Source organism: Lysinibacillus sp. NPDC093190 (genome assembly GCF_050280425.1).
Lineage (GTDB): Bacteria > Bacillota > Bacilli > Bacillales_A > Planococcaceae > Lysinibacillus.
The window spans coordinates 16603-41982 of sequence record NZ_JBNNVG010000027.1 but is presented as its reverse complement, the minus strand read 5'-3'; the positions used below and the strand labels follow the sequence as shown (position 1 = coordinate 41982).

Here is a 25380-nt window from a genome sequence, read left to right as displayed (position 1 = left end):
TTTTACTCATTGTAAACCTGCTGATAAGTACTTGTACAGTCATTGGGGTCGGGTATATAGCCAATAAACAAAGTACAAGCCCCAAGGCAATAGATAAATAAACGCATATTTAGTATGCTCTTTTTAGTTTTGGTTTTTTGTCTATAAAAAGGTTAACATCTTAATTCCTATGGTTCTAGGGCATATTGTATTTTAAATCACGCCAATTACATTTAAAAATACGATAATAATTGCAATCGGTGCTATATAGCGAAGTAAGAATAACCATAATACAAATAATTTATAGCCTTTATTTTTACTTACACCCAGTTCTCTCATTAATACATCTTTCTTCATTTTAAACGGTACGAAGATCGCTACTAATAATACACCGAGCGGCATAAGAACATTACTTACTGTATAGTCTGCAAAATCAAAGATTGTTTTTCCAAACAATTTCACATCGCTTAATACGCCAAATGAAAGCGCCGATGGAATCCCTACAACAAAGATTAGTAAACCGACCATCAATGCCATTTTTTCGCGTTTCCCTTTACCTTTTGTCGTTAAAGAAGCCACGCTAATTTCCAACATCGAAATGGCTGATGTTATCGTTGCAAAGAAAAATAGTAACAAGAAAATAATGAAGAATACTTTCCCAAATGCCATTTTACTGAAAATTGCTGGCAAGACAATAAATAATAGACCTGGTCCTTGAGATGGTTCCATTCCAAATGCGAATACTACCGGGAAAATAGCAAGCCCTGCAAGTAATGTAATCACAAGCGTTAAACCGACGATAGAAAATGCGGAACGTGGTAAACTTTCTTCTTTCGGTAAATATGAGCTATACGTAACCATTACGCCTACACCGACAGATAATGAGAAGAACGATTGCCCCATGGCATATAAAATAATTTCAGATGTAACATTTGAGAAATCAGGCTGTAAGAAGAAGCGAACCCCTTCTCCTGCACCATCTAATGTAAGAGCACGAATAATTAATACAAAGAATAAAACAAATAGTGCTGGCATGAAATACTTATTTACTTTTTCAACACCGTTTTGTACACCTTTACTTACGATAAAAATAGTCATAAGAATAAATAATAGTTGTGATCCAACCGCTAAAAATGGATTGGAAATGATGTCACCAAAAGTGGCTTCGTACGAACCATTTCCTTCCCATAGTCTACCTGTAATGGCATTCCATAAATATAATAAAATCCATCCTCCTACAACACTGTAGAATGAAAGCAATATGAAACATGTGACAATCCCTAATTTACCAACCCACGGCCATAGCGTTTTAGGAGCAATTGTTCTATATGCTTCAACAGCCTCTTTTTGTGTACTTCTTCCAACTACAAATTCTGCTAATAATAACGGTAAACCAATTAATAATGTAAAACCGATGAAAATAAGGAAGAACGCACCGCCGCCTCCAATACCGGCTATATACGGGAACTTCCAAATCGCACCAAGACCTATCGCTGAGCCTGCTGCAGCTAAAATGAAACCTAATTTCGATGTCCATTGCTGTGAATTCATCTCTTTATCTCCTCTCTTTTTCTATTTCTTTGTTTATGACAATTCGGTCCTTTATAATATTGTTCTATCGTGACTCCTTTCTCATACAACCACTTCCTCTCAAAAAAAACGCCCCTACAAAATACGTAGGGACGATAGAATATCGCGGTACCACCCTAGTTATGAAGATACAACAAGAGTAAGACCTAAATAAAAAACGTCCCTACGCAAATACGTAGGGACGATAAAATATCGCGGTACCACCCTAGTTATGAAAATACAACAAGAGTAAGACCCTAAATAAAAAACGTCCCTACGCAAATACGTAGGGACGATAAAATATCGCGGTACCACCCTAGTTATGAAAATACAACAAGAATAAGACCTAAATAAAAAACGTCCCTACGTAAGTACGTAGGGACGATATATATCGCGGTACCACCCTAGTTGTGAAAAAATTCTTCACCACTTTATTTGATAACGGTATTCACTACCGTCTTCCACTTCCTCACAACGTGTGATTTATGAAAGATGCTCCAGGTCGAAATTCATGATAATCTATATACTGATTCGCACCAACCACCAGCTCTCTGATATAGGGAGATTTTCACTACTTAATCCTATCATTGCCCAAATATTAATTTTCCGAATTGATAATATCATTTTTATCACACATTAAAAATAGAGTCAACTAAATTTTTGAATTTTTATGTATCTCATCGTATATATTTATACGGGTTCGGTTCTAACAAATTCACTTATGAAAAGGTCATACCTAGACAAAAAATGAGGATCACTGCAGAGCAGAATCCATTAAAAATTAATAGGACTTAGCTTAATAAAAATGCTACCAAATAAAATCTTTATTAGGCCATCTATTACCAAAAAGACGTCTAGATTTACGTTAGCAATGATTAATCCTATGAATGCATTGATTATTAAAGTGATTGATAGAAAAAGCATTAATTTCCCATGTACTGGAATGAAAGTTAAGAAGTGAACGCCGACTGTTAAAATAATTAATAGCCAGCAAGTTCTATAATCATCTACGAAAAATTGAAGAATGACAAAAACTAAAATAGCCAATAACATAATTGAAAAATTAGACCACTTTTTTTGTTCCGGTGTTCCAGGACCGACTGCTAATTTCTCCCGGGTTTTAGGGCTTAATTGCCAAATCATACCTAGCACATAAACGATGGCAAAAGGCCAAACATTCGGATAGCCGTTATATTTTATTAACAGTAAGAACATTGCTATGCCAGCAATTATTAGCCAAATCCCATTAATCTTTTGTCTAGGATATTTGTAGGCTTGTGTTTCCATGTACCATTCTCCATTCGAATAATAGATTTCTAGAATAATATATCAAACTGAATTACAATTTTTTGTCTTAATTTGTCGAAGTGATAAATAAATAGGTCCAAATAAGTAGGCATTGTTTATATAAAAGTCATACTGTTTTTCGGTTAAAAATGTGGTTCATACGAGATTTTTAATTGTATTTGTACTTTATTTCAAATCCTCAAACTTGTAGAAGTTCGAAGCTACACCTGAAACTGCTACAGATTCATTAGTATTTGGAGCAACACCAGTTGTGGTAACAGATAACAATGTATTTACTGTTGAATACGCTGTAGATGTGATTGCAACAGCAACAACAGCTACTAACTACACACTTGGAGGAATGTACCTTAATTTAGTTATTTGAGTTAAGGGATACATTTCCTTAAAGGCTTTTTAGATAAGAAGTATATGTTTCATGATGTTTAGGAATTCGCTTCAGCGGCTGGTTGAGTCAAGAGTCTCTTCGGGTGGCAAACAAGCTTTTCTTAGTAAAAATTAGTGCACATATAAATATAAAAAAAATCCAAACTAATTTTATGTCAAATTTTTAGGAGGTTACCATGGCTAATTCAAGACACTCGAAACCCGATGATAGATCTAATAACGTTGAACGAATTCGTGATATCGTTAAGAACACTGAAGAAAAACTGCATGAAGCGGAAATTAGTTTGGAATTTGCAGACCCTATGCAAAGTCAAATGATTAAAGAAAAAAATAAGCGACGCCAACAATCAATTGAAGGATTAAAAGAGGAAATGAAAGATGAAATGGCAGCACGTAAAAAAGGAGAAGTGTAAAATTGGTGACTTAGGAAGAGGAACTAACTTATCTCCATCTTTCTAATGATAAAAAGTGCTTGCCTACAAAAACAGATGGTATTGTATCTGTAAATTTATTAGTCATGTTGAATTATTAGCTTTCAAAAAATTAAATTAAATAAATTAATTCATCTTTTTAATTTATTGACAATTCAAATAAAAGCGCTATAATAATTATCAAGATTTGCATGACGAAAAATTGTTGTTAACAATTTGGAGTATAAGAGTAAAAGTGTTGAAGAGAACTAGTAGTTTTAATGGAACTTACAGAAAGTAGCCGGTTGATGAGAGGCGCAAGGAAAGTTAAAATGAATTCATCTTGGAGCTGCGTACCGAACTTTAGTAGGCTACGACGGGTTTGCATCCGTAATCAATGCAAAGGTATCGCATTTAGCCGTACCTATTGAGAAGAGTTATGTGAGTAGCTCTTAAATTAAGGTGGTAACACGTTCATAACACGTCCTTTAGGTTTATTCCTAAAGGGCGTTTTTTTTATCTTCATTCAGCAGAAGCGGGTGGTAAGATGAACGTGATGTGATTCCTTTTATAGAGGAACCCAGTTTAAGAACGTCACGTCCTGTGGCAATTTATCTGTAGCGAAAGCGAAGCGACAGCTACAATTACGCCAAGGCGAAATTGATTTTTACTCTTATAGAACTTGCAATATTAATTCAATATTAAAGGAGTTGTATTGTATGTTTTTAAAACTGGATGAACAATTAGAGATGATTCAAAAGGGGGTAGGTAAGATCATTTATGAAGGAGAGGTATTGCCTGAAAACATCCCCACCATGTTAATTGAAATAGGAAAAGAATCTGTACTAGATATTATTCCACCATTAATTGCTCAGGGTTATATAAAAAGCAAGAGTGAATTTATGAGATTACTTAAACAAAATGGTGTTTCTTTAAATGGGGAAAAACTTACAGAGGAAGACACTGACATCATATTAATGAATGATGAGATTTTACAAATTGGGGAGAAACGATCTATACGATTTATAAAATAAGGGAACTAAGTAGATTTATTCGCCAATCGATAACTAAACAACTATATCATGATCCTTAAGCAAGTTTTAAAAAAAGAGGCTGGGACAAAAGTATTTTAGCTAAAGTAAAACCCGAACAAATTTGCAAAATACTCATACGGTGTTTTGCAATTGTTCGGGTTTTCTAAATATAGTGCTTATTTTATTTGAAAGTAATTCGGCTTTCGCGAAGAGCTAATTAGTTATGTCCCAGCCTCTTCTCACTTTTATTATTTCCCTAAAACAAATTCAGCAATTTCATCTAAAATCATTTCTTTACCAAGTGGGAAGTAGCCTTTATTGACCGCATCATTTTTAATAATAAATACGTGGTTGTTCTTAACAGCATTCATGTTTTTCCAAATTGTTTCTTCTTGGAATTCTTTTAAGCGCTGAGAACCATCACCAGTTGTAAATACGAATAGGTAATCTGGATTATAGTCAATTAAAGCTTCTTTTTGTACTTGTACTAATGGTTCATCCATTGGCGTACCTGGAACTGCTGGTAATTTTAAATCTTTAAAGAGTACGCTACCGTAACCATAGTCACCATATATACGGAATGCATTTGGATATGCAGCCATTTTCATGAACTTCGCATCACCAGTTTTAGCAACGATTTTATCGTGTAACTTGCTAGCCTTTTCGTCATACTGTTTGAACCATTCTTCTGTTTCTTTTTCTTTATCGAAGATTTTACCTAATTCCTCAAACTTTGGACGCCATTGATCTAATGGAGTTTTTAACATAACAGTCGGTGCAATTTTAGATAGTTGATCATAGATTTTTTCTTGACGATCATTTATAAGAATTAAATCTGGTTTTGCAGCAGCCACTGCTTCGATGTTAATTTTGTCACCCCAAGCAGAGCCGACTGGTTTTACACCTTTTAATTGATCTGCAATATGTGGATCAATTTCTTCTTGAGATGTATTTGCAGTAATGATTGGTTTCATTCCAAAGATTAATAATTCTTCTGTTGAACCACTAAGGTCAGCAATTTTCTTTGGATTAGCAGGGATTTTAATTTCCCCCTTAGCATGCTCTACTGTACGCTCTTCTGTTTTAGCGTCTGTTTTTTCTTCTTCCTTTTTATCAGAAGAACAAGCTGCAAATAGTATAGATGTAATAACTAATACCATTGCTAGTAATGTTAGTTTAAATTTTTTCATATTTTATTTCCTCCTGGATAAATTGTATACGACCCATTTCATTCTAATGGGTGTTCAACTTCTCAGGCTATAATGAGAAGCTCAACGCCCATTAGAATGCTCCTTCCTTTATGCTTTTAGATTATTAATCATTGTTAAATCGTAAGTTAAACAAATCGGCTTACTGTTTACAGGGCATGAAACGATTAGTGCTTCAATTTCAAATACACTCCGAAGTGTCTCACTTGTCATTACTTCATCTGGAGTTCCTTGATGAATCAGTTTACCAGCCTTTAAAGCAATCATATGATCAGAAAAACGAGAAGCATGATTTAAATCATGAATGACCATAACGACTGTACGGCCTTCTTCTTGATTTAATTTTTTCAATAGCTTTAAAATTTCTAGTTGGTGAGCCATATCTAAGTAAGTTGTCGGCTCATCTAATACAAGTAGGTCCGTCCCTTGAGCAAGTGCCATTGCAATCCATACTCGTTGACGTTGGCCACCTGATAAAGCTTCTGCTGAACGGTTTGCAAACTCCGTCATCCCTGTCACCTCAAGTGCCCAATGGATGTAGCGATAATCTTCTTCTTTCAGTGTCCCAAATCCATTTTGGTGTGGAAAGCGGCCATATGAAACAAGTTCAAACACAGTAAGACCCATCGGAACTTCTGCAGTCTGGGGTAAAATCGCCATTTTCTTTGCAATTTCTTTTGTGGTCTGTTTTTCAATTGCCTTCCCATCAAGATAAACGGCCCCTTGTTTTGCCTTTAAAATACGAGAAGCTGTTTTTAACAATGTAGATTTCCCACATCCATTTGGTCCAATAATCGTTGTTATCTTTCCTTCGGGAATCTCCACTGATAATCCGTCTATTATTAATCCTTCATTATAGCCAACGGATACCGAATCAACTGCTAAAGTTACCATCAAAAAAGACTCCTTTTATTTTGTCCTCATAAGTAAATAAATGAAATAGGGTGCACCAATAATAGAAATAACAAGACCTACTGGTATTTCTGAAGTTGTTAGTACACTTCTTGAAATTAAATCTGCAAATAGTAATAAAAAAGTGCCAATTAACGCTGCTGTAGGTAACATAATTTGATGTTTTCCTCCAACAAGACGTCTTGCCAGGTGGGGTGCCATTAATCCGATAAATCCAATGCCACCAGCAACAGCTACCGACGCACCAGCCAAACAAACGGCGATAAATAATAATTTACGTCTTTCCCTCTCTACATTTACACCAAGGCCTACAGCTGCTACATCTCCTAAATTCATTACATTCAATAAATGTGCCTTGCAAAATGCAATGGGTAGAAATATGAGCATCCAAGGTAGTACACTTAATACAAACTTCCAATCGGTTCCCCATAAACTCCCTGCTAACCAAATAGTTGCAAAACGAAAATCATTTGAAGTCATTTTCATTGAGAAGATTAAACTAACAGCACTAAATCCTGCTGCAACTGCAATACCGACAAGAATTAAACGAGTGGATGAAACACCGTTCTTCCAAGCTAATGTATAAATAATAACCGCTGCTAATAAAGCACCAACTAACGCAAATAACGGAAGAATGAATACTGATATTAGCGTACCGGTCCCAACTTTTCCGAAGAAAAAATAGACGAAAACAACAACTGTTAATCCAGCACCAGCATTTATACCAATAATTCCAGGGTCAGCAAGTGGATTTCTAGATAAGCCTTGCATGATAGCCCCTGATACCGCTAGCGCTGAGCCAACTAAAATCGCGATAACCATTCGAGGCATACGAAACTCGAATAAAATGACAGATTGATCTTCGGCCCCTAACCCAATTAACGATTTCAATACATCTATTGGTGGTATTTTAAACGTTCCTGTATTTAAGCTAATTAAGAATACCGACACAATTAGGCAAGGTAAAATGGCTAAAACTGAAATCTTCTTTTTTGTTAAGATACTTTGCCTCATATTTTCCCTCTCCCTTCATTACGAGCTAAGTAAAGGAAGAATGGAACACCTATTAAAGCTGTAATTGCACCAATTGGCGTTTCAAATGGAGGATTGATAACACGAGATAACATATCTGCACATTCTATTAACAAACCACCTAATACTGCTGAACATGGAATGACCCATCTATAATCGGACCCGACGAGAAAACGCGTCATATGTGGGATAATAAGTCCAACGAATCCGACAGAACCTGCCATAGATACGGCTGACCCCGTTAAAACAAGCACAAGTACAGTTCCAATAAATTTAATTAAGGTTGTATTTTGTCCAAGTCCAATCGCAATTTCTTCGCCGAAACTTAAGATGGTAATGTATCTCGACATTATAATTGCTATAACAAGACAAACAAGTCCTATCGGTAGCAACATATCAATACTTACCCATTTCACACCTGAAACGCCTCCTGCATTCCACATGCTCACCTCTTGGGCAAGATTGAAATAAAGTGCAATACTAGAAGATATAGCCCCAAGCAGTGCACTGATCGCTGCACCAGCTAACGCTAACTTCACAGGTGTGAGCCCTCCTGGTGAGGATGCACCCACACCATATACAATACTTGCACCAAATGCGGCACCAATGAATGAGGCAAGAACAAACATTATGTATGGGGAATTAGGGAAAAATGCATACGTAATTGCAATTCCAAATACCGCACCATCTGTAATACCCATTAAAGAAGGTGAGGCAAGAGGGTTTCGTGTCATACCTTGCATAATTGCTCCGGATACCGCTAGAAATGCACCAGCGACTACTCCTCCAAGTGCTCTTGGAATACGAAGCTCCCAAATGACATTATGATGTGTAAGTGAATCATCGAATTGAAAAACAGCTTGCCAGACAGTTTTTAAGCTAATATCTGCCGCCCCAAATGAAATAGACATGCCCATACTTAAAGCTAATAAAATTGTACCTGCTATTAAAATAATAGAAGCAATAAGCGGTCTGCTCTTAATCTTTTTCATATTCGTTTCTTGCTGTTCTATGCTCCTCGCGCTTGCTTCCATCCATTATCATCCTAACTAACAACATATATTCGATGAAATGAGATTCATTCTCAATTACAAATAAAAAAATAAAGGTGTTACCTTAATTGATAATGATTCTCATAATCACTTGTCCTATTCTACATAGCATCCTAAAAGATTGTCAAACATTATTTTTATAAATATATTAATATTGTTCATTTTTACATAGTTGAATTTGCTTATAAGACTTACATTAAGCGGATCTCAAGAGGGGGGGATAGATAGTTAAATTATTTATATAATAATAAATTTGAATAAAGGCTACCAAAATAAAAACAAAAAATGTGTTTATAAAATGTGACTGTTAATCATCCATTTTATTTTCTTGATATAATAATTATGCAAGCCTACCCTCAAATGGTTGTATACTTTGACAGCTTTGTGGCTAATCTTAGAGAAGGAAAACGTACAATAATCCAAGTACTTTAAAGGTTATTCGCTACAAGGGCAATTTAATTTTTAGGTATTGCATAATCCCTTTAATGTAAAGATATTGATGAATAATTTATAAAAATGCAATGAATTGTTATGTCAAATAATAGGGTATAGTATATTTAGAGTTTAACTTCAAAATTGAATTATTTGTTAATTTTTCTCTCATTTTACCATTACCGTGCAAAATAATGGTATGCTATATCACAATAATAGTTTATGGAGGCGGTATTATGTATTACAGTAATGGTAATTATGAGGCTTTCGCACGTCCTAAAAAACCAGTGGGTGTTGATGAGAAATCGGCATATCTTGCTGGCTCGGGGCTAGCTTCACTTTCAGCCGCATGTTTTTTAATTCGTGATGGTCAAATGAAAGGTGAAAATATTCATATTCTCGAAGAACTAGATATTTCAGGAGGTAGCCTTGATGGTATTCTAAATCCGACTAGAGGTTTTATTATTCGTGGTGGCCGGGAAATGGAAGATCATTTTGAATGCCTATGGGATTTATTCCGTTCAATCCCATCTTTAGAAATAGAAAACGCTTCTGTTTTAGATGAATTTTATTGGTTAAATAAAGAGGATCCTAACTATTCAAAATGTAGATTGATGGATAATAGAGGTCAAAGACTTGAGGACGATGGGAAGTTTACATTATCTGATAAAGCATCTGAAGAAATGATTAAATTATTCTTTACTCCTGAAGAGAAATTAGATGATGTAAAAATCACAGATGTTTTCTCTGAAGAGTTCTTTGAATCGAACTTCTGGCTATACTGGTCTACGATGTTTGCTTTTGAAAAATGGCATTCAGCAATGGAAATGCGTCGTTATATTATGCGTTTCATTCATCATGTTGGGGGACTACCTGATTTATCTGCATTAAAATTTACAAAGTATAACCAGTACGAATCTTTAGTACTTCCTATGATTAAATATTTAGAAAGCCATAATGTTGATTTCCAATTTAATACGGTTGTAGAAAATGTTTTAGTTGATAAAGTTGGCGATAAAAAAGTAGCTCATACTTTAGTGTTAAAACAAAATGGTGTGAAAAAGAATATTGAGCTAACAGAAAATGAATTAGTATTTGTTACAAATGGTAGTATCACTGAGAGTACAACTTATGGTGACAATAATACGCCAGCCCCTGTAAGCACTGATTTAGGCGGAAGCTGGTCACTTTGGAAAAACATCGCTTCCCAAGATTCTGAGTTTGGTAAACCAGAAAAATTCTGCGATAATCTTCCAGAAGAAAGTTGGTTTGTTTCAGCAACACTTACTACACTGGATGATCGAGTTGCTCAGTATATTGAAAAAATCAGTAAAAGAGATCCATATGCTGGCAAGGTAGTTACTGGTGGTATTGTAACTGCTACAGATTCTAATTGGATGCTAAGCTATACGTTGAATCGACAACCGCATTTTAAAAATCAACCAAAAGACCAATTAGTAGTTTGGATTTATGGTTTACTCTCTAATAAACCAGGTGATTTTATTAAAAAGAGTATCACGGAATGTTCTGGAATTGAGATCGCACAAGAGTGGTTATACCATATGGGTGTACCTGCAGACGAAATACCGGATATAGCACAAAATTCTTGTAATACAATTCCATGTTACATGCCTTATATAACATCTTACTTCATGCCTAGAGCAATGGGAGATCGCCCTTTAGTTGTCCCTAATGGATCTGCTAACTTAGCCTTCATTGGGAACTTTAGTGAAACAGAAAGGGACACTGTATTCACAACTGAATATTCAGTAAGAACGGCGATGGAAGCAGTTTATCAATTATTAGATATTGATCGAGGCGTTCCAGAAGTATTTGCATCTACTTTTGACATCCGTACTTTATTATCTTCAACTGCCCGTTTACTTGATGGTAAAAAATTAACAGATGTAGATGCTCCATTTATCTTAAAACAAATAGGTAAATTTGGTATTCATAAAACGAAAGACACGATCATCTATGATTTACTGAAAGAAAGTAAATTGATATAGAGCTATGCTAAAAAAGCTGATTCTAATCGAATCAGCTTTTTTACATTAAATAGTGAATTTCTCCATTTCGTCTCTTAAAGCATCAGCAATAGCATTTAGGTCTTTAGCTTTTTCAGAGACAGTCTCGATTCCTTTAAGCTGTTCATGTGCAGAAGCCGAAACTTGCTCTGTTCCTGCAGAAGTTTCTACGGCAGAAGCAGATATGTTTTGAACTGCACTAATGATTTGCTCCTTGCGTTCATCCATCTCATGAGATAAATGTGTCACCTCATGTGCCACTTCACTCGTTTGATCTAGAGCTGTCTTTATTGTATTAAAGATCTCACTAGTATCCTTTGTAGCTTTTGCATTTTGTTCGACAATGCTAAGGCTCATACTAATTTCCTGCACAGCACTTTTAGAAATATCCTGAATTGCTGAGATTTTATTTTTAATATCTTCAGTGGCAATGGATGTCTGTTCCGATAATTTTCGAATTTCATCAGCGACAACCGCGAAACCTTTACCGGCTTCACCGACGCGAGCTGATTCAATGGAAGCGTTTAGAGCTAATAAATTAGTTTGAGTTGCGATATCTGTGATTGTATTAACGATACTTGATATATCAGATGAAGTTTTATCTACTTCTTGAACGATGTTACTTACCTGTTGTGAAGATTCGCGATTCTTCTCTGACCAAATAGAGAGCTGGTTGACAGTTTCTACACCTTGATTACTTAAATGATCAATATCTTCTGTCATGGAAGCGATCTTCTCTGTATGCTCAATAACACGATCAATATTTTCAGATAGTTGATTTAATTGTTCAGCACTTTTTTCTGTATCATGAGCCTGCTCTTCTGTAGCTTTTGCTATTTCATTAATGGCTGAGCTAATTTCATCAGTAGTACGTACCGTATCTTCGGCTATTTGAATAAGAATCTTTGAGGAATCTGATAGCTCGGAGCTAGTTTTATGTATATTGACGGTAACATTCTTTAATGCCGATTGCATGCCAGAGATGCCTTTTGCCATAAGACCAATTTCATCTTGATGATGTAATAGCTTCTCTAATTCTTGATTTTCGGTAAAGTCTAAGCTAGTAGTTTGATGAATGATATTTTCAAGATTCTTAATGGCAGTAACAATGCGACCAATAATCCACCACATTAAAGCACCTATAATGATAAAACTCACTATGCCTGTAATGATCTGATAACCTAGTACAGAGTTTGTAATAGATTGAATACCGCTTTCAGGCACCCCAATATCAATTACTCCATAAAGCTTGCCATCTTTATAAATAGGTTCCATGATGTCATATGTCCAAATACCTTGAACTTCAGCATACCATCTCGTAAATTGTTTTTTTCCGTGCTTAGCCCCATCGATTGTGTATGCATCCTCATATGTTTTTCCTAATTTCCCTTTATCACTATGCGCAACTGCTTCTACATTGGTATCTATGACAATGGCATAAGTCACATTCTCTTGTTGTGCTTTTGACTCCACAAAATCTTGTAAAGATGAGATGGGATCATTCTCGGAATTTAATATAGTTTCAGCTTGCTTAGCAATTTCATAGACCTGTTCATTGGCTTTTTCAATTAAAACTTCTTTACTATTTTTGCCAACAATCCATACACCTAAAACGGAATTAATGACAGATGACAATAACAGCAAACTTAATGTAAAAAACAATAATCGTCGCTTAATACTTTTGTTTTTCAAATAGTTTCCTCCTCTGAGTTTTGTTGGAACTTTATGCCTACAAAAACTCAAATTTTAAGTATAGTATTATGGAATGAAGCAGGAATGTCAATAATAGATAGAGAGACTTGTTGCTTAGTTTGTGACGAAACGAGGTATAAAAGTCCTTTAATTTTTCGATAATTTTATAAAACTTTAAAAAGATCGTAAATACCTATTTCGGGAGAGTAAACAGGTTAATTGTTTTAAATTATTAGTAGGTTGCAATCGACTTTTATTTCGTCGGTGCTTTTTTAGTGTAATAAAATAAAAATCAATGCAACTAACTATCAATCAAAATGCTCTAACGGTAAGTAAGAGAAAAAAGAGGTGATGACATGCAATCCGAGTTTCTTGTAAAAAAAGCAAAGAAGGGCGATGGAGAAGCGTTTATACAATTAATCCGTCAATACGAAATGACACTTTATCGGACAGCCAAACGACTTGGTTTGAAAGATGAGGATATTGCAGACCTTCTACAAGATACGATTCTGACAGCGTTTGAAAAAATAGATTCTCTAAAAGAAGCGAAATAATTTAATACATGGATTTGTCGAATTCTTTTAAATAACTGCTATCGCTTTATGAAGCAGGATCAGCGTACTGTACCACTGGATGTGACGACAATGCATGAACTGCGAATTATTCGAGACGTTATACATATATGTTATGCGCCAGAAAGGAATGTGTATATATTTCTTCATTTCAGGATTCCAATGGATTAAAAACAAACTCTTCGGTATGATATCGTAAAGAGTTTGTTTTTTAAAAAATATGGATTACATTACATATTTTTCAGAACGAGGGGATGAGTTAGCTTGGAAATATCAATTAATAGCTTACAAGAACGTGACGCAGAAGAATTGTATCAGTTCGAAAAGAACAATAGACAATTCTTTGAACAAATGGTACCTAGTCGTGGAGAAGATTATTATAATTTTGAAACGTTCAAAATAAGACATGGAGAGCTTTTAGTAGAACAACAAGAAAATAAATCAAAATTCTACTTAATAAGAGATAACTCAGGCAGTATTATTGGAAGAATTAATTTAGTAGATATAGATATAACGAATGAAATTGCAGAAGTTGGTTATAGAGTGGGTCAAGAATATGGAGGCAAAGGAATAGGAGCTAGAGCCTTAAAACTACTATTGGAAACAGAAATCAGTGTAAAAAAGATTAAAGCAAAAACAACAACAAATAATATTGCTTCTCAAAGGATTCTTGAAAAGAATGGCTTTAAACAAGTGTATATAGATGAAAATGCGTTCAAAATGAATGGGCAAAAGTTGCAGTTTATTGATTACCTTTTGGAACTCTAAAAGCCAAGGCGTCTTCTGTTAGTCTTGATGGATAGTAAAAATCCTAAGAGGGGTGGTTGAAAAACAGTGTTTAAACGAATCATGATACTTTTTTCAATTATTGCAGCGATACTTTTGTTGATCATTACGACAAGTTATATTATTCATCAAATAAAATTATCAAAGGAAGATAAATTATTTACGCCAACAGGGAAAATGGTAGAAGTGAATGGTCATCAAATGCATGTGTACATAGAAGGAAATGGGAAAGAGACGCTTGTATTTATGTCTGGAGGAGGCACAAGCTCGCCTGTTTTAGATTTTAAATCATTATATTCATTGTTAAGTGATAAATATAGAATCATTGTCGTTGAAAAGGCAGGCTATGGATTTAGTGACATTTCAGATTCTGACCGTGATATTGATACTATTTTACAAGAAACAAAAGAAGCTCTATTAAAATCAGGTGTTGAAGGACCATATATTTTAGCCCCTCATTCTATGTCTGGTATTGAAGCATTGTATTGGGCTCAAGTCTACCCGAATGAAGTGAAGGCAATTATAGGATTGGATATGGCTGTTCCTGCTGCATATAAAGATTATGCTATAAATATGCCTCTAGTTCATTTAAGTGCCTTTGCTGCAAATATTGGTTTTACTAGATGGATTCCGTGTCTTTCTGAAAGTGATGCCATAAAATATGGGACTTTGATAGATGAGGAAAAGGAATTGTATAAAGGATTTTTTATCGTAGAACAGCAACTAAAAATATGGTGAATGAAGTTAAGTATATTAAGGCAAATGCTGAAAAGGTAGGAGCGGCTGGAATCCCAAATGTTCCAATGCTTTTGTTCACTTCAAACGGTCAAGGGACAGGTTGGAATGAGGATGCGTGGAATGAATTTCAAAAGGAGTTCATCAGTAGCCATAAAGACGGCACAACATTAATAACATTAGATTGCTCACACTATATACATGATATTGAATTTAAGCGAATAGCGGACGAATCAGAAAAATATATAGAGAGTTTAAATCGTTAGGCTCATCACCAAAACGGAAAGTAACCACACGTTATGGTGATGAACCATAAAAATTACTAATGTTATAGAAAAAAGGAAGTTTTAATCATGAAATATTTATTACAAGTTGATTTTCCAATGAACGGGCCATTCGGTGAAGAAATGTCTGAGGCATTCGTTGATTTAGCGCAAAGTATTAACGAAGAGTCGGGTATGATTTGGAAAATTTGGACTGAGAATGCTGCGACTAAAGAAGCTGGTGGCATATATTTATTTGAAACCAAAACAGATGCTGAGAAATATTTAACTATGCATACAGAACGATTAACAAGTTTCGGTATTACCGATATTCGTGGGAAAATCTTCGAGGTGAATGAAGTATTATCAACAATTAATAATGCTCCAATTAAATAGTTAGCTAAAGCTAATTAGGGTCATAATTGGCAGTATTATCAACTAAATAATTAAAAACAGAGAACATGAGATTGTGATTTAACAATCTCATGTTTTCGTTTTTTGTTTTCAATAATAATTTATTACTTGCAAAATATGTCTGTTGTGTATATATTGTATATAAAGTATATATACAATATTTCAAAAAGGAGTATTTGCCTTAAAGAGCTCAAGGAAATACTTACATTATTGCATACGGAGGGTGAAAGATGGAAAATGTCATTGAATTACAGCATGTTCATAAATCTTTTAAGGGATTTCAGATAAAGGATTTCTCTATTAACGTAAAAAAGGGCTTCGTAACCGGATTTATCGGGGGAAATGGTGCAGGGAAATCTACAACAATCAAATTGATTATGAACTTGCTACAGCAGGATAGTGGTACTGTTTCAGTGTTTGGGATGGATTATAAGAAGCATGAAAAAGAAATAAAGGAACGTATTGGGTTTGTCTATGATGAAAATGTCTTTTATGAATATGTAACGTTAAAGGATATGAAAAGGATTATTAAACCAGCCTATAAAAACTGGGATGATGACGCCTTTCAACGTTATGTTGATCATTTTGAACTACCATTGAACAAAAATATGAAGACCTTTTCAAAGGGAATGAAGATGAAAGCTTCATTAGCCATAGCGCTAGCTCACCATGCAGAATTAATTATTATGGATGAGCCAACTGCGGGGCTCGATCCGATATTTCGTAGAGAGCTACTAAATATTCTACATGAATTAATGCAAGATGAAGATAAAACAATTTTCTTCTCGACACATATAACAACAGATTTAGACCGAATTGCGGATTATATTACCTTTGTTCATAATGGTGAACATATATTCACGAAGGAATTTTATAAGATTGAAGAGGAATATGCCATTGTCAAAGGGGCATTGAATTTATTGGATCAGGAAACGGAACGAGAGTTTGTCGCAATCCGAAAAATGAACACAGGCTTTGAGGCATTAACAGCGGATAAAAATCGTGTGGAGAACATATTTGGGGATTCTGTTATTGTGGAAAAACCAACGCTTGAAGATATTATGTACTATACGAAAAAAGGGTGGTAATGGGATGGTTAATCTAATACTTAAGGATATTTTAATACAAAAGAAAATGATTTTATTTTACATTGCTACTATTATTCTTTATTTATTAATAGATGTGTCCCTAGTGCGTATAGGATTCTTATATAGTTTGGTGTTTATTACCATGTCTTTTTCTTACGATGAAAAAGATAACGCTAATATTTTACTTAATTCACTTCCATATACGAGAAAGGAAATTGTTAGTTCGAGATATATAGGTTCATTGATATATACATCACTAATTATAATCATTACTTATTTAGGTAATTTCTTCTTAAATGGAAAAGAGACATTGTTTTTATGGAAAGATATATTGATAATTATCGGTCTTGTTATGGTCGCTATGTCATTCATACTTCCAATCTGTTATAAATTTAAAACACAATCTTTAATGATTGCTTCAGGTACTTTATTTGGTATATATATGGTAACCATTAAATATTTATTCCCTAGTCTTAATGATACATTAAGAGAACCGATACAAAAGTTCCTGACTTTACAAGAAACTCAAATGTATTTCGTAGCTATCCTTACAATCATTATTTTATATGTTGGATCGTGGCTACTATCTATTCGTATATATACGAGAAAGGCTTTTTGAAATAAAACAGCTTGAGCCCGTTGATGTTGGCTCAAGCTGTTTAAGTACGCTTAAACACAAGGTCCCATATAATAAAATCTGAGTATCGCCGACCTTGGCTTCCGATGCCGATATAACAAATGTCAACATATTCAATAAACCTGAGATAATTTTCGTAAGGAAGAAAATTATACACTAAACAATAGACAATGTAATCTTTATGTGGAAAGACATTATAAATCTAAATTGCTTTTATTTCCCCGGAATGTCCAATCATAAGTACAACTGACGAATAATTAGCGTGTTAAAGAAAAAATGGCTCATGCTAACGGAATAACCAACGTCATCTGTGCTGATCACATAAAAATAAAGAAGAGGTATTTGCATGCAAATTATTATTTCAAACAGCTCAAAAGAGCCGATTTATGAGCAAATTTATATTCAAATTAAAAAACTAATTTTATCAGGTGAATTACAAGAAGGTCAGTCATTGCCATCTATGCGCCAGCTTGCAAAGGATTTAGAAATTAGCGTTATTACAACAAAACGCGCTTATGAAGAGCTAGAGAAAAACGGATTTATTTATTCTATTGTTGGCAAAGGTTCGTTTATCTCCGAACAAAATAAGGAAATGATGAGAGAAAGAAAAATAAAGGTAATCGAAGAAAACCTGTTGATTGCCATTCAAAATGCTAAAGAAATGAACATTGGCTTAGCAGAGCTCAAAGAAATGCTCACATTATTGTATTCGGAGGATGAGTGAAGGAGACAGCAGCTAAATTCGTGTGGCGAATATATTTGGAGATACGGTTATTGTGAAAAAGCCTACGCTCAAAGATAGTATGTATGATACGAAAAAAGGATGGTAATTATATGATTAACCTTATACTTAAGGATGTTTTAATACAAAAGAAAGTAAATTTATTTTACATTGCTACTATAATAATCTACTTATTGGCAGGTATATCCTCCCTAATATTTTTGGGATTTCTTTATAGTGTAATATTTATACTAAATGCTTTCGCTTACGATGAAAAAGACAACGCTAATATTCTGCTCAATTCTCTACCATATACGAGAAAGGAAATTGTCACTTCAAAATATATAGGTTCATTGATATTTACAACAATATTTATATTCATCATTTATATTGGCGATTTCTTCTTAAATGGAAAAGAGGCATTGTTTATATGGAAAGAAATGCTGCTTATTATTGGTCTTGTTATGATCGCTATGTCATTCATGTTTCCATTTTCCTATAAATTTAAAACGCAATATTTATTGATTGCTTCAGGTGCTTTATTTGGTATCTATATGTTAACAATTAAATTTTTTATTCCTAATTTCAATAGTAAATTAGGAGAATTAACGCAGAGATTCTTGGCTTTACAAGAAACACAAATGTATTTCGTAGCTATCCTTACAATCGTTATATTATATATTGGTTCGTGGCTACTATCTATTCGTATATATGAGAGAAAAGCCTTTTAACTTCTTTCAGCAGATCTCTTTTGTAGCGAAAGCAAAGCGTCAGCTACAGAAGTCTCCCACCTCTATAGGTGGTGAGATGAATGCTGGTTTAAGTTACTTTTTCAGCGGGTGTCTAAACATCGGCTGAAATAGAGGAACTCAGTCTAAAAACGCCACGTCCTGTGGCAACGACTGAGTGACCAACTTCGTGTTGGCCTAAAGCCTCCGGCGGATGTCACGGATAATAATAAAACGGCTTGAGCTTAGGCTCAAGCCGTTTTCGTACGCTTAAAAGCAAGCTTCCATAGAACGAAATTCGTGATGACAAGCACGATTAAGTAAATGATTGCCCCATAAGTAGTATGAGAAGTAAGGAAGTAATGCAGTCCCGCTAGAGCACCTAATGGGATAAGCAATATAAGAGTTTTCCAGCTCTGGGCATCGCCAACTTCATTATAGGGCTTTGTGAAAGGAATCTTGCTTCCCATGCCGATGTAACAAATGACGGTGTACATGCAGCTTGTTACTAAAACAATCAGCAAGTCTGGGATAATTCTCGTACCAAAAATGAAGCAGAAAATGATGCTTAGAAAAATATACAATGGAATATACAACTTAATCAAAAATGCTTTTAAGCTACCTTTTTTCAAGTTTGTATAATCTTTGATTGGAAAGACTTTATAGATCCAAGCCGCTTTATATTTTCCTGAATGTCCAAGCATAAGCACAGCTGACGGAATAATTAGCATGCTGAAATAAATATTTAAATAGCCCATGCTAACGGAGTAGTCAACAGCTTCGGACCTTGAAAAAGTAAACATAAAAATAAATGGAATGACAAAAGAAAATCCTAAAGATGGATATACTTTCAGTTTAAACTCTCGCTCCTGTTTCATCATAAGAGAGGCGAAACGGTAGAAAGCTCTTTCTTCATTAGTTCTACAAATGATTGTTAACAAAAGCGTTTTAAGTCGATTGTTCTTCTCTTTTTTCGACTTGCTTGTGTTTAACAGTTTTTGCAGATTACGTTCAAAGGTTGGAATCAGCTTTAGATAAAGCCATATCGAGATGATTGGCATGACGACAGCAAATATACTGAATACCACTGTAAATAAAGAGGTGTCACCGTTTAGCAGTAGTTCATAAGGAGCAGAAAACCACATAGGAATTAGAAAAATACTCCACCAATGAAACACTACCACCATATCAAAATTAACGAATTCAAAGGACCTAATAAGAACTTGATAGCCAATCATCAACATTAATGATAAGCCGATTTGTACATAATTGATGATATCTTTCAGCTTTTCTCCATCAAAGAATCTTAAAATAGTAATATATAAAATAGCGGTTAAAACAACTATAAAAATATTAATTAAAACTAGTAAGAGCACAGTTAAAATAAAGAATATAAATCCTTGGTTATATAGACCCACCATAAGGGGGATGACGGTAAATGCAATAGTTAAATACGTTAAGTAGATGAAAATATGCATAAATTTCGCCGCATTGATCGTTTTAGCAGAGATAGGCTTAGTCGATAGGATACTTCTGTCCCGTACATCCAAAAGTACCGAAGAAAAATCAGAAATCAATGTTGTCATGATGATAAAAATAATCATTGCATAAGCAATACTCATCTGGAAAAGATAGTTTTGACCAAATCCCATAAAAGGAACTAACATAAGTCCCATTAAAACATAAATCCATAAAGATTTGATGTAGCCATATTTTTGCTCTTTCTTGTTTTTATTTGATGCTTGGTTAAATATTGTCGGTACTTTACGCTCATCCATTGTTAGTTTAATATGGAGGATCTTTCTCATGATCTCGTAATCGATGCCCATTTTCACAAAAACAAATTGAATCTTATCAAGTAGTTGAAGCGTTTTGAAATCTTTCATGATCATACCTCTTGTACAATAGAAACGAATTTCTCACCAATTTCCTGATGATCATGGAAGCCAGTCAATTGGTTGAAAATCCTTTCCAGAGTCCCTTCGGTATTGTCTGCCTGTAGTTGGGCAAATGTCCCATCGGCAGCAATTTTCCCATCATTCAGCAGGATGATGCGACTACTGATTTTTTCGACAACATCCATAATATGAGAGGAATAGAATATTGTTTTTCCTTGGGCAGCCAGTTGAATCAAAATCTCTTTAAAGATCATCACACTATTAGCATCTAATCCATTGATCGGTTCATCTAAAAATAACAAATCGGGATTATGTATAAGGCTAGCGATAATTAATAGCTTTTGCCGCATCCCTTTTGAATAAGAAGATATTCTTGCATGATACGCTTCTCCAACACCAAACAATTCCATTAAGGATTTTGATTTATCCGCAGCAATCTCTAACTCAAGGCCATAAAGCTGGCCGATGAAGGTTAAATACTCATAACCAGTTAAATTATCATAAACATCTGCTATTTCTGGTACATAGCCAATTCTCCGTCTATATTCAATGCTGTCTATTCCAATATTCTCTCCGAAAAGCTTAATTTCTCCACTATAATCGCCTTCGATCCCTAAAATGATTTTGACAGTGGTACTTTTACCTGCGCCGTTCGGGCCGATATAACCAATTATTTCTCCTCTTGAGACGTGCAAGTCAATTCCTTTTAATATTTCCTTACTACCATAACTCTTCGTCAAATTCGTAATCGTTAAGATTTCTTCCATGTTGCAACTCCTTTCTGTTGATCCCGCATGAACGGGCAGTAATTTATCTGTACCGAAAGCGAAAGGTACAAGCCCCCCTTCAAAATTTAGCGAAAGAAAGAAGGTATATAAAAGATTAACTGCCCGTAAAAGCCTGATTGATAAAGACTAATAATCGGTGGAGGATGAAGAAAATCCCCCTCCGATTAAAGTTCACTTTATCTTATGTTTAGTGTAATTGATTTAGAGAAAATATCCATAAATATAATGTAATATATAATAAATGGGGTAATATTCCTGTTGTTCTATTTATAATCTAAAGATTACCATTATAAGTTGGAAATTTTGGTTTATTGCAAGGAAATTATATCTTTTTTACTGAGAGGGTTGAGCTTTTAGAGATATATTGAATCTTCTGTATTGTCAGATGAGTCAACTTTTCCCGAAGAGATTAATAGCAAAAAAATTATATAATATGATTAAATTTGGGGTATTGACATATTTATGGTTAGAATTATATATTTATTTCAGCGTAATTTTTGGAATATTCACTATACTATTTCAATCTAACTTGTACCTACAACGTGTTGACATGTAGTTGTGTTGTTGTGGATGAATTTTAAAATCAGTATCAAATGTAAACGTTTACGTAATACAATTGAATGCAGGATTTTTAGAGGGGGAAAATCAATGAAGAAAGTACGCATTGGAGTAATTGGAGCTGGATTAAGGGGAGGTTTAGCTCAATACTGGCATAAGCCTGATGGAGAATCAGAAATTGTTGCTTTAGCTGATATTTCTCAAGAACGTTTAGATAAATTTCAAGAAAAATTTGAAACACCTTTATTTTTAACGAAGGATTATAAGGAATTACTAACAAGAGACGATATTGATGCTATTGCAGTTTTATCACCGGATTATTTACATGAAGAGCATATTATTACTTGTTTAGAAGCAGGAAAGCACGTATATGCTGAAAAACCTTTAGCGATTACAGTGGAGGGCTGTGATCGAATTTTAGATACATGGAAAAAATCAGGGAAGCATCTAATGGTCGGTTTTAATATGCGATATATGGGTATGTATCAAACGATGAAAGGCTTAATCGATTCAGGTGCTATTGGAGAATTAAAAGCCATATGGGTCCGCCACTTTGTTGGCTTTGGTGGTTATTTCTATTATCATGATTGGCACGGTAACTCCAAAAATACAACATCCCTGCTACTGCAAAAAGGCTCGCATGATTTAGATGTGATTCATTGGATTTCTGGAAAACATGCGACGAAAGTATCTGCATTTGGTAGCTTAGATTATTACGGTGGAGATAAACCAAATACGTTAACATGTCCGACATGTGACCAGAAAAAAACATGTCCAGAATATGTCCCACATACATTCACGGAATGTGCGTTCCGTGAAGAAATTGATGTAGAGGATAATAACATGCTCATTATGGAATTAGAGGGTGGCATAAAAGCTTCCTATTTACAATGTCACTTCACCCCAGATTATTCACGAAATTATACATTTATCGGTACGAAAGGGCGCATCGAAAATGATGATGTGAACAATAAAATTTATTTGAAAACGCGTAAATCTAATTCCTGGGAAGAGCTTAGTGATGTTGTTTATGAAATGAAACCCGAGGAAGGAAGCCATGGGGGAGCAGATCCTAAAATTGCGCAAGATTTCGTAGAGCTAATACTTTACAATAAAGAGCCTTTAACAACCCCATTTGCTGGTCGTATGAGCGTAGCAGTTGGCTGTGCAGCAACGGAATCACTCCGTAATGGGGGAAGGGTTGTTGAAATTTCACAGGAATCTACTATTCTACAGCATTGATAAATAGGGGGTGTATGTATGACGCTTTTGGATGAAACAACTGTTGAAGAAAAGCCATCTAAAACAAAGCGTTTGTTCAAAAAGCAATCAAAAGTAAAGAAGAATCACTGGATAGAGTGGAAGAAGTCTATCAGAAAAAATTGGGAGCTTTATTTATTACTAGCCCCTGTCATCCTTTACTTTTTGATTTTCCATTACTATCCATTATACGGTTTGCAAATTGCCTTTAAAGACTTTATTGCTACAAAGGGGATTACTGGTAGCCCATGGGTAGGTTTTAAGCATTTTGAACGCTTCTTTGATAGTTATTATTTTTGGAGATTAATTAAAAATACAGTAGGTATTGGTGTATTTACGCTACTAGTATCTTTCCCTGTACCGATTATTATTGCATTACTGTTAAATGAAGTGAAAAGTCTTCGTTTTAAAAAGTTTATACAGACAATTGTTTATGCACCACATTTTCTATCAACAGTAGTTGTAGTCGGTATGTTGTTACTTTTCTTAAAGTCAGACGGGATGATTAACCAAGTTATCACGTTGTTTGGTGGTACGCCGATTGATTTTATTTCGGAGCCAGCATGGTTTAAGTCAATCTATGTACTATCAGACGTATGGCAAACAATGGGATGGAGTTCCATTATATATATTGCAGCTTTATCGGCGGTTGATCCAGCGCAGCACGAAGCAGCAATGATGGATGGGGCATCAAAATTCCAGAGAATTATTCATATTAACATCCCAGCGATTATGCCAACAATCGTTATCTTATTTATCTTGAACGTAGGATCAGTTATGGCAATTGGGTTTGAGAAAGTATTTTTATTGCAAAATGATCTAAATATGGTGACTTCGGACGTCATTTCAACCTTTGTATATCGAAGCGGGATTTTAGAAGCACAGTATAGCTTTTCAGCGGCTGTAGGTTTATTCAACTCTATCATTAACTTTATCCTTCTCATTATGGTAAACCGAATAGCGAAAAAAGTAAGTGATACAAGCCTATGGTAAGGGAGTGGTGAAATTGAAAGAATCGAAAGGCGATCGAGCGTTTACAATCTTTAATTATATTTTCTTAGCAATTGTTGCGATTATCGTTCTTTACCCATTGCTTTTTGTATTAAGTGCTTCATTAAGTAATCCGCAGTATGTTATCTCAGGTGATATGTGGTTATGGCCGAGGGAATTTACTGTCGAAGCATACAAAAAGGTATTTCAAAATCCAGATATTGTTAATGGATTTATCAATACATTGAAGTACACATTTTTCGGAACAGTATTGAATATTGTGATGACAATTTGTGCAGCCTACCCTCTTTCACGTAGAGATTTGAAAGGTAAAGGTTTCATTATGGCATTTATGGTATTCACGATGTTTTTCAGCGGAGGGTTAATACCAACATACTTATTAATCCGTGACTTAGGCATGATTAATACATTTTGGGTCATGATTATTCCGAATGCTGTTGCTGTATGGAACATTATTATTATGCGGACATTCTTCCAATCGATTCCTCATGAATTAGAGGAATCCGCAATGATTGATGGAGCAGGAAACATTCGAATTTTATGGAGTATTGTACTGCCGCTATCATTCCCTGTTATGGCTGTAATGGTTTTATTTTATGCAGTAGGACATTGGAATTCGTATTTTCAAGCTTTAATTTATTTGCAGGACCAAAGCAAGTTTCCACTCCAACTTATACTTAGACAAATTTTAATTCAAGGACAAGCCGATGATATGATTCAAGCAACTTCAGAAAGCTTTCTAGCTCAAAAACTTAGCGTTGAAGGGTTGAAATATGCTGTTTTAATCGTTGCCAACCTACCAATGCTAATGCTTTATCCGTTCTTACAAAGATATTTTGTAAAAGGTGTCATGATTGGTTCGTTAAAAGGTTAAAGAATAGG

The 25380-nt window shown here is 34.7% G+C and carries 24 protein-coding genes and 2 other annotated features; of the genes, 15 read left to right on the top strand and 9 right to left on the bottom strand.

Translation table 11 applies throughout. The features are described from left to right. Nucleotides 1-192 precede the first annotated feature (192 nt). A complete protein-coding gene (locus tag ACQKOF_RS18995; RefSeq protein WP_427560379.1) occupies nt 193-1530 on the bottom strand; it encodes a sodium-dependent transporter in 1338 nt (445 codons plus the stop codon). Between the two features lie 392 nt (nt 1531-1922). Continuing rightward, nucleotides 1923-2145, bottom strand: a binding site (T-box leader). A 177-nt stretch (nt 2146-2322) separates the two neighbouring features. Beyond that, entirely contained in the window at nt 2323-2835 is a 513-nt protein-coding gene (locus ACQKOF_RS18990) for a DUF6609 family protein (protein WP_427560376.1), read from the bottom strand. Nucleotides 2836-3416: 581 nt separating this feature from the next. Between ACQKOF_RS18990 and tlp the strand changes: the two genes are divergently transcribed. After that, nucleotides 3417-3653, top strand: a complete 237-nt coding sequence (gene tlp / locus ACQKOF_RS18985; protein ID WP_427560373.1) for a small acid-soluble spore protein Tlp — start codon at nt 3417-3419, stop codon at nt 3651-3653. Nucleotides 3654-3900: 247 nt separating this feature from the next. After that, nucleotides 3901-4142, top strand: a binding site (T-box leader). A 227-nt stretch (nt 4143-4369) separates the two neighbouring features. Beyond that, the gene (locus ACQKOF_RS18980) at nt 4370-4684 is read left to right on the top strand and encodes a hypothetical protein (RefSeq protein WP_427560370.1); all 315 of its coding nucleotides are present in this window, start codon (nt 4370-4372) and stop codon (nt 4682-4684) included. Between the two features lie 248 nt (nt 4685-4932). Here the strand turns inward: ACQKOF_RS18980 and ACQKOF_RS18975 are convergent, their stop codons facing one another. The 4 genes from ACQKOF_RS18975 to ACQKOF_RS18960 form a co-directional block, all read right to left on the bottom strand. Continuing rightward, nucleotides 4933-5874: an ABC transporter substrate-binding protein gene (locus ACQKOF_RS18975; RefSeq protein WP_427560367.1), complete on the bottom strand. Its 942-nt coding sequence runs from the start codon at nt 5872-5874 to the stop codon at nt 4933-4935. Nucleotides 5875-5982: 108 nt separating this feature from the next. Further along, complete coding sequence (locus tag ACQKOF_RS18970; RefSeq protein ID WP_427560364.1) at nt 5983-6786, bottom strand: ABC transporter ATP-binding protein; 804 nt, start codon at nt 6784-6786, stop codon at nt 5983-5985. A 15-nt stretch (nt 6787-6801) separates the two neighbouring features. Next, on the bottom strand, nt 6802-7818 hold the full coding sequence (locus ACQKOF_RS18965; RefSeq protein WP_427560361.1) for a FecCD family ABC transporter permease: 1017 nt from the start codon (nt 7816-7818) through the stop codon (nt 6802-6804). Beyond that, nucleotides 7815-8870 carry a FecCD family ABC transporter permease gene (locus tag ACQKOF_RS18960; RefSeq protein WP_427560357.1) on the bottom strand — a complete coding sequence of 352 codons (1056 nt, stop codon included), beginning with the start codon at nt 8868-8870 and terminating at the stop codon, nt 7815-7817. The genes ACQKOF_RS18965 and ACQKOF_RS18960 overlap by 4 nt, the downstream gene beginning before the upstream one ends. Before the next feature lie 686 nt (nt 8871-9556). Here ACQKOF_RS18960 and ACQKOF_RS18955 point away from each other — a divergent pair. Continuing rightward, on the top strand, nt 9557-11329 hold the full coding sequence (locus ACQKOF_RS18955; protein ID WP_427560354.1) for an oleate hydratase: 1773 nt from the start codon (nt 9557-9559) through the stop codon (nt 11327-11329). A 45-nt stretch (nt 11330-11374) separates the two neighbouring features. Here the strand turns inward: ACQKOF_RS18955 and ACQKOF_RS18950 are convergent, their stop codons facing one another. Next, nucleotides 11375-13039: a methyl-accepting chemotaxis protein gene (locus ACQKOF_RS18950; protein WP_427560352.1), complete on the bottom strand. Its 1665-nt coding sequence runs from the start codon at nt 13037-13039 to the stop codon at nt 11375-11377. Nucleotides 13040-13395: 356 nt separating this feature from the next. Between ACQKOF_RS18950 and ACQKOF_RS18945 the strand changes: the two genes are divergently transcribed. From ACQKOF_RS18945 to ACQKOF_RS18905, 9 genes are all read left to right on the top strand, one after another. Then, entirely contained in the window at nt 13396-13593 is a 198-nt protein-coding gene (locus ACQKOF_RS18945) for an RNA polymerase sigma factor (protein ID WP_427560349.1), read from the top strand. A 282-nt stretch (nt 13594-13875) separates the two neighbouring features. Continuing rightward, a complete protein-coding gene (locus tag ACQKOF_RS18940) occupies nt 13876-14379 on the top strand; it encodes a GNAT family N-acetyltransferase (protein ID WP_427560346.1) in 504 nt (167 codons plus the stop codon). Nucleotides 14380-14445: 66 nt separating this feature from the next. Next, on the top strand, nt 14446-15135 hold the full coding sequence (locus tag ACQKOF_RS18935; protein ID WP_427560343.1) for an alpha/beta fold hydrolase: 690 nt from the start codon (nt 14446-14448) through the stop codon (nt 15133-15135). After that, the gene (locus ACQKOF_RS18930) at nt 15129-15398 is read left to right on the top strand and encodes a hypothetical protein (RefSeq protein ID WP_427560340.1); all 270 of its coding nucleotides are present in this window, start codon (nt 15129-15131) and stop codon (nt 15396-15398) included. The genes ACQKOF_RS18935 and ACQKOF_RS18930 overlap by 7 nt, the downstream gene beginning before the upstream one ends. A gap of 87 nt (nt 15399-15485) precedes the next feature. Next, complete coding sequence (locus ACQKOF_RS18925) at nt 15486-15791, top strand: monooxygenase (protein WP_427560337.1); 306 nt, start codon at nt 15486-15488, stop codon at nt 15789-15791. Between the two features lie 248 nt (nt 15792-16039). Next, nucleotides 16040-16897 carry an ABC transporter ATP-binding protein gene (locus tag ACQKOF_RS18920; RefSeq protein ID WP_427560334.1) on the top strand — a complete coding sequence of 286 codons (858 nt, stop codon included), beginning with the start codon at nt 16040-16042 and terminating at the stop codon, nt 16895-16897. 4 nt (nt 16898-16901) lie between these two features. Beyond that, a complete protein-coding gene (locus tag ACQKOF_RS18915; protein ID WP_427560331.1) occupies nt 16902-17516 on the top strand; it encodes an ABC-2 transporter permease in 615 nt (204 codons plus the stop codon). 364 nt (nt 17517-17880) lie between these two features. After that, nucleotides 17881-18258, top strand: coding sequence for a GntR family transcriptional regulator (locus ACQKOF_RS18910; protein WP_427560328.1), 378 nt, complete (start codon nt 17881-17883; stop codon nt 18256-18258). 110 nt (nt 18259-18368) lie between these two features. Then, the gene (locus ACQKOF_RS18905) at nt 18369-18986 is read left to right on the top strand and encodes an ABC-2 transporter permease (protein ID WP_427560325.1); all 618 of its coding nucleotides are present in this window, start codon (nt 18369-18371) and stop codon (nt 18984-18986) included. A gap of 248 nt (nt 18987-19234) precedes the next feature. Here ACQKOF_RS18905 and ACQKOF_RS18900 read toward each other — a convergent pair whose 3' ends face one another. Both ACQKOF_RS18900 and ACQKOF_RS18895 read right to left on the bottom strand, forming a co-directional pair. Further along, on the bottom strand, nt 19235-20869 hold the full coding sequence (locus ACQKOF_RS18900) for a hypothetical protein (RefSeq protein WP_427560322.1): 1635 nt from the start codon (nt 20867-20869) through the stop codon (nt 19235-19237). Between the two features lie 2 nt (nt 20870-20871). After that, the gene (locus ACQKOF_RS18895; RefSeq protein WP_427560319.1) at nt 20872-21648 is read right to left on the bottom strand and encodes an ABC transporter ATP-binding protein; all 777 of its coding nucleotides are present in this window, start codon (nt 21646-21648) and stop codon (nt 20872-20874) included. 669 nt (nt 21649-22317) lie between these two features. Between ACQKOF_RS18895 and ACQKOF_RS18890 the strand changes: the two genes are divergently transcribed. From ACQKOF_RS18890 to ACQKOF_RS18880, 3 genes are read left to right on the top strand one after another with little or no spacing between them, the layout of a single operon-like run. Next, nucleotides 22318-23469, top strand: a complete 1152-nt coding sequence (locus tag ACQKOF_RS18890; RefSeq protein WP_427560316.1) for a Gfo/Idh/MocA family protein — start codon at nt 22318-22320, stop codon at nt 23467-23469. 18 nt (nt 23470-23487) lie between these two features. Then, nucleotides 23488-24480, top strand: coding sequence for an ABC transporter permease (locus ACQKOF_RS18885; protein WP_427560312.1), 993 nt, complete (start codon nt 23488-23490; stop codon nt 24478-24480). Between the two features lie 13 nt (nt 24481-24493). Continuing rightward, the gene (locus tag ACQKOF_RS18880) at nt 24494-25372 is read left to right on the top strand and encodes a carbohydrate ABC transporter permease (RefSeq protein ID WP_427560308.1); all 879 of its coding nucleotides are present in this window, start codon (nt 24494-24496) and stop codon (nt 25370-25372) included. The last annotated feature ends 8 nt before the right edge of the window (nt 25373-25380 follow it).

Excerpts from the sequence above, each read along its gene's own strand:
- ACQKOF_RS18910 (WP_427560328.1), top strand. The coding sequence starts at position 17,881 with ATGCAAATTATTATTTCAAACAGCTCAAAAGAGCCGATTTATGAGCAA.
- ACQKOF_RS18975 (WP_427560367.1), bottom strand. The coding sequence starts at position 5,874 with ATGAAAAAATTTAAACTAACATTACTAGCAATGGTATTAGTTATTACA.
- ACQKOF_RS18980 (WP_427560370.1), top strand. The coding sequence starts at position 4,370 with ATGTTTTTAAAACTGGATGAACAATTAGAGATGATTCAAAAGGGGGTA.
- ACQKOF_RS18970 (WP_427560364.1), bottom strand. The coding sequence starts at position 6,786 with ATGGTAACTTTAGCAGTTGATTCGGTATCCGTTGGCTATAATGAAGGA.
- ACQKOF_RS18905 (WP_427560325.1), top strand. The coding sequence starts at position 18,369 with ATGATTAACCTTATACTTAAGGATGTTTTAATACAAAAGAAAGTAAAT.
- ACQKOF_RS18925 (WP_427560337.1), top strand. The coding sequence starts at position 15,486 with ATGAAATATTTATTACAAGTTGATTTTCCAATGAACGGGCCATTCGGT.
- ACQKOF_RS18990 (WP_427560376.1), bottom strand. The coding sequence starts at position 2,835 with ATGGAAACACAAGCCTACAAATATCCTAGACAAAAGATTAATGGGATT.
- ACQKOF_RS18945 (WP_427560349.1), top strand. The coding sequence starts at position 13,396 with ATGCAATCCGAGTTTCTTGTAAAAAAAGCAAAGAAGGGCGATGGAGAA.
- ACQKOF_RS18885 (WP_427560312.1), top strand. The coding sequence starts at position 23,488 with ATGACGCTTTTGGATGAAACAACTGTTGAAGAAAAGCCATCTAAAACA.
- ACQKOF_RS18890 (WP_427560316.1), top strand. The coding sequence starts at position 22,318 with ATGAAGAAAGTACGCATTGGAGTAATTGGAGCTGGATTAAGGGGAGGT.
- tlp (WP_427560373.1), top strand. The coding sequence starts at position 3,417 with ATGGCTAATTCAAGACACTCGAAACCCGATGATAGATCTAATAACGTT.
- ACQKOF_RS18995 (WP_427560379.1), bottom strand. The coding sequence starts at position 1,530 with ATGAATTCACAGCAATGGACATCGAAATTAGGTTTCATTTTAGCTGCA.
- ACQKOF_RS18900 (WP_427560322.1), bottom strand. The coding sequence starts at position 20,869 with ATGAAAGATTTCAAAACGCTTCAACTACTTGATAAGATTCAATTTGTT.
- ACQKOF_RS18930 (WP_427560340.1), top strand. The coding sequence starts at position 15,129 with ATGGTGAATGAAGTTAAGTATATTAAGGCAAATGCTGAAAAGGTAGGA.
- ACQKOF_RS18920 (WP_427560334.1), top strand. The coding sequence starts at position 16,040 with ATGGAAAATGTCATTGAATTACAGCATGTTCATAAATCTTTTAAGGGA.
- ACQKOF_RS18960 (WP_427560357.1), bottom strand. The coding sequence starts at position 8,870 with ATGGAAGCAAGCGCGAGGAGCATAGAACAGCAAGAAACGAATATGAAA.
- ACQKOF_RS18965 (WP_427560361.1), bottom strand. The coding sequence starts at position 7,818 with ATGAGGCAAAGTATCTTAACAAAAAAGAAGATTTCAGTTTTAGCCATT.
- ACQKOF_RS18895 (WP_427560319.1), bottom strand. The coding sequence starts at position 21,648 with ATGGAAGAAATCTTAACGATTACGAATTTGACGAAGAGTTATGGTAGT.
- ACQKOF_RS18915 (WP_427560331.1), top strand. The coding sequence starts at position 16,902 with ATGGTTAATCTAATACTTAAGGATATTTTAATACAAAAGAAAATGATT.
- ACQKOF_RS18955 (WP_427560354.1), top strand. The coding sequence starts at position 9,557 with ATGTATTACAGTAATGGTAATTATGAGGCTTTCGCACGTCCTAAAAAA.